The 4,372-nt window shown below is 37.9% G+C and carries 4 protein-coding genes; 2 read left to right on the forward strand and 2 right to left on the reverse strand.

Going from position 1 to position 4,372, the window contains the following annotated elements; genetic code table 11:
* Positions 1-92: 92 nt before the first annotated feature.
* Entirely contained in the window at positions 93-944 is an 852-nt protein-coding gene (locus tag PLK24_RS08845) for a sulfide/dihydroorotate dehydrogenase-like FAD/NAD-binding protein (RefSeq protein ID WP_324478296.1), read from the reverse strand.
* A 180-nt stretch (positions 945-1,124) separates the two neighbouring features.
* Positions 1,125-1,682 (reverse strand): ribonuclease H-like YkuK family protein, encoded by a 558-nt coding sequence (locus PLK24_RS08850; RefSeq protein ID WP_324478298.1) that lies wholly within the window; start codon positions 1,680-1,682, stop codon positions 1,125-1,127.
* Positions 1,683-1,817: 135 nt separating this feature from the next.
* On the opposite strand from PLK24_RS08850, the gene dut reads away from it, so the two are divergent.
* The gene (dut, locus tag PLK24_RS08855; protein ID WP_324478300.1) at positions 1,818-2,252 is read left to right on the forward strand and encodes a dUTP diphosphatase; all 435 of its coding nucleotides are present in this window, start codon (positions 1,818-1,820) and stop codon (positions 2,250-2,252) included.
* 34 nt (positions 2,253-2,286) lie between these two features.
* Positions 2,287-4,044 carry an alpha-glucan family phosphorylase gene (gene glgP, locus PLK24_RS08860; protein ID WP_324478302.1) on the forward strand — a complete coding sequence of 586 codons (1,758 nt, stop codon included), beginning with the start codon at positions 2,287-2,289 and terminating at the stop codon, positions 4,042-4,044.
* Positions 4,045-4,372: the final 328 nt, after the last annotated feature.

Consider the following 4,372-nt stretch of genomic DNA (forward strand, 5'->3'; position numbering starts at 1 on the left):
CCCATTTCTCTAAACCAAGCGGGACTTCATTAAAATCACGGATTCTTTCCTGAACCGTACGCTGGGGCATTTTGGGACGTCCGTTTAATCGATTATTTGACATGGTGAACTCCTTCCTCGGCTTTTTTCATCTGCCAGCTCTCAACAGCTCTTTTTTCTTCTTCAAGGTAATTTCTTTGACGAGCTAAAAGCTCATCATAATCAACGCTATGACCATCAAAAACCGGTCCATCAACACAAGTAAATTTACATTCCTTCCCAACGGTTACCCGGCAACAACCACACATACCGGTCCCGTCCACCATAATAGGATTTAAACTTACCAGGGTCGGGAGTTCATATTTCTTGGTTAAAAGACTTACCATTTTCATCATCATTAAAGGACCCACAGCTATAACTAAATCAATTTTTTCTTTTTGAATGACCCGATCAAGAACCGAAGTCACAAAACCTTTTTCTCCATAAGAACCATCATCAGTCGTCACGTAAAGGGCATCACTAACTGATTGCATCCGATCCTCCCAAAAGAGAAGATCTGAAGAACGGGCTCCAATTATCGATGTTATGCGATTATCTAACATTTTTAACGCTCGGGCTTTGGGATAAACCGGGGCGATTCCAACCCCTCCTCCTACACAGACTACATGGCCAAAGTTTTTTTCTTCTATCTCTTTCCCCAAAGGTCCTACAAAATCTGCCATATAATCTCCTTCATCCAACTCTCCTAATTGTATAGTACTTTTCCCAACTTCTTGGAAAATAATGGTAACCGTTCCTTTTTCTGGATCAAAATCAGCAATAGTAAGTGGTATTCTTTCGCCTTCTTCATTAATACGCACAATAACAAATTGTCCGGCTTTAGCGTGTTGAGCTACTCTTGGTGCATCGATAACCATAAGTTTGATCTGCGGTGTGAGTACTTCTTTTTTAATAATTTTTACCACAATTTTATCCTCCTCTTCTGTATATACCTTGTTCAAAGTAAGGTTATTTATTTTCTACCGATTCTGGTATTCACAGCAAGAATTATACTATATTCCTGAACCATACCAAAATTACATTTCCAGCGAAATTAAGGTTCTGAAAGAGGGTAAGATTAAATTAAGAAGATGGATAAATACTATTTAGGTATGTCGATGAGCTACTCTTGAAGCTCCAAATGAATGAGGCTTTACTTTTGCAGTAAAACCTAAATTTTCTATCATCCCTGTTACCTCTTGAATAATATTTCGTGTTGGTCCATTTGGCCCAATATCAACATGAATCTCAACTCGATAGTTGGATAAATGGTTATCTGGGAAAGTATTAATTTTTTCCATAAAAGCCCAACAAGTTTCCAAAGAAAGCATGGCCTCCTGATAAATTTTGTCCCGAATCCCTCTGAGATTTTTTTGATAAGTTTTTCTCCAAAAATAACGAGCTCCGTATCCAATCTTATGAACGATTATTGCTGTGACAAAGCTCTGAAAATTGGGACTATCTTTAGATCCTTTTGAGTCAGTACCAATTATAACTCGATAAGTCCCTTTTGGATCTTGTCGAATAAAATCAAATAGGGCAACCACCACTTCATCGAAGGAAATGCGACCTTGAGTATAATTATGAAAATAAAGATTTCCAAATCGCTCGGATGATTTTTGATTGGGAATATAGTTCTCTTCCATCGTACCTACTCTTTTCATCACCTTTTCAAATCAATATTTTAGCACTTTTCCTCATATTTAAAAAAACTTTACCTTTCAATCGAAAATATGAGTTTGTTCTTTTTTAATTGCCTTCATCGAATAGATTCCGTATACTTTTCTCTGGAGGAAATTATGAAGAAAAAAATGGTTATTAAATTTAAGAAGTTAACCAATCGTGCTTATATCCCGCGGTTTGCTTATCCGGATGATGCTTGTTTCGATCTTTTCAGTCCGGTTGAAACGGTAATTTATCCTCAAAAAAGCGTCATTATTGATCTCGAAATTGCTTCAGAGTTCCCCTCAGGTTTTGAAGTCGTATTAAGACCTCGGAGCGGTTTAGGAATTAAAAAAGGGATAATGATTCATATTGGCACGATTGACTCTGGTTATCGAGGGAATTGGATGGTTAGATTATTTAATTTCGGTGATCATCCTTACACCATTCAAGCTGGAGATCGAATTGCTCAGGGAGCACTAAGGGAAATTCCACAAGTTGAAATTATTGAAAGCGATGAAATATCTTCCACTTCTCGTGGAACCAATGGTTTGGGATCAACCGGAAGATAAAAAAACTGAAGTATTCGAATTGGGAGTGCATAAAATGGATAGCATTAAAAATTTACAAAAAGAAGAAACGATTGCATACTTTTCTATGGAAATCGCTTTAACTCATGAAATTCCTACTTATAGTGGAGGGCTTGGCGTTCTGGCTGGGGATACGGTTCGAGCGGCTGCGGATTTCGCTATACCTTTTGTTGCTGTCACCCTACTCAGTCGTAAGGGATATTTCCGTCAAGAAATAACTCCTGATGGGTGGCAGAAAGAGTTACCCATCATTTGGGATGTGGAGAAATACCTTGAACCGCTTGAGCACCAAGTTCAAGTAACTATATCAGGACGAACTGTTTATATCGGAGCTTGGTTGTACAATTGGAAAAGTGTATCAGGCGGGGTCGTGCCAGTGATTTTTCTCGACACCAATTTGGACAAAAATGCTGAAGAAGACCGCAATATAACCGATTTCTTATATGGTGGAGACCGAGAATATCGTCTAAAACAAGAAATTGTTTTGGGTATCGGCGGGACGAGAATGCTGGACACCCTAGGTTTAAATGTAAGAAAATACCATATTAATGAAGGTCATGCCGCCTTTCTGACTTTAGAGCTTCTTAACAAGAACAAGAGAAGTCTCGAAGAAGTTTGGGAAGAGGATAAAATTTGGGACATCGACCAGGTAAAAAACTTGTGCGTTTTTACCACTCACACCCCAGTTGAAGCCGGTCATGATAAATTTTCTTATGATTTGGTAAAAAAAGTATTTGGTGAATATATTCCTTTATCAATTTTAAAAAAATTAGCTGGAAACGATGTCTTAAATATGACACTTCTAGCTCTAAATTTAAGCGGTTACGTCAATGGAGTAGCCAAACGTCATTCTGAAGTATCCCGGAACATGTTTCCCGGATATATCATTCACGATATTACTAACGGTGTTCACAGCTTTACCTGGACTTCTAATTCCTTTCGTGAACTTTTTGACCGATATATTCCCGGCTGGGCTCGGGAAACCGAGCTCCTCACTCGAGTTGATATCATTCCCGATGAAGAAATCTGGGAAGCCGGTCAAGCTGAAAAGCGGGTTCTCTTAGATTTTGTTAAAGAAAAAACTGGTATCTCTTTAAACGAAAATATATTAACCATCGGATTTGCCCGCCGAATGACTGCTTATAAAAGGCCACACTTTATCTTTACTGATCTAGAAAGACTCAAAAGAGTGAAAAGAAAAGGTGACTTCCAGATTATCTTTGCTGGAAAAGCCCACCCTCACGATGAAGAGGGAAAGAGATTGATACAATCAATTATTCAAATAGCTAAAACTCTTCAAAATGAAATTAAAATCATTTTTCTTGAAGATTATAACATTGAGATAGCTAAAAAATTGGTTTGTGGAGTAGACGTCTGGCTCAATACTCCCCAAAGGCCTTTGGAAGCATCGGGAACCAGTGGAATGAAAGCAGCTCATAATGGAGCTCTCAACTTCAGTGTTTTAGATGGGTGGTGGGTGGAAGGTTGCCTGGAAGGAATTACTGGATGGGCAATTGGACCAGCACCAAACGAAAAAAGCGATCCGGCCGAGCAAAGCCGGGAAGAAATTGACGATTTATACAATAAGCTCGAATATCTAATTCTCCCAACCTATTACCAACGTATTGACTGGTGGATAAAAATGATGAAAAATTCAATTGGTAAGATTGCTTCCTATTTTAACACCCATCGTATGATGGAGCACTATATTACCGAAGCTTATTTTCATCATATTGTTACTCATCACACCAATGGAAACCGTTTGATTGTATAATAGGAAACATTAAAAAAATAACCTATTGGAAACATTCAATAAAGAAAAAATTTTCATTATCCTCACACTTATAAAAATCAGGGTGTGAGGATTCATTTTTTTAAAATTTTCTCAATTTATTTATCAATCCTTGAAATTTTTACATCCGAAATAAAATAACGTGCTATAATAAAATATATTTTAATTTGCAAGGAGGGAACAAGATGAAAAAGTTGTCATTTCTTGCTGTTGTTGTTTTATTGGCTTTCTTGATAACCAGTTGTACACCAACACCAACGCCATCACCAACACCCACCCCAACAACTACCCCACCAACCGGAACCACTGC

The organism is Atribacter sp., from assembly GCF_035418125.1.
GTDB lineage: Bacteria > Atribacterota > Atribacteria > Atribacterales > Atribacteraceae > Atribacter > Atribacter allofermentans.

What these genes read in the sequence shown, in the direction of transcription:
- dut (WP_324478300.1), top strand. Translation starts at nt 1,818, where the DNA reads ATGAAGAAAAAAATGGTTATTAAATTTAAGAAGTTAACCAATCGTGCT.
- PLK24_RS08850 (WP_324478298.1), bottom strand. Translation starts at nt 1,682, where the DNA reads ATGAAAAGAGTAGGTACGATGGAAGAGAACTATATTCCCAATCAAAAA.
- glgP (WP_324478302.1), top strand. Translation starts at nt 2,287, where the DNA reads ATGGATAGCATTAAAAATTTACAAAAAGAAGAAACGATTGCATACTTT.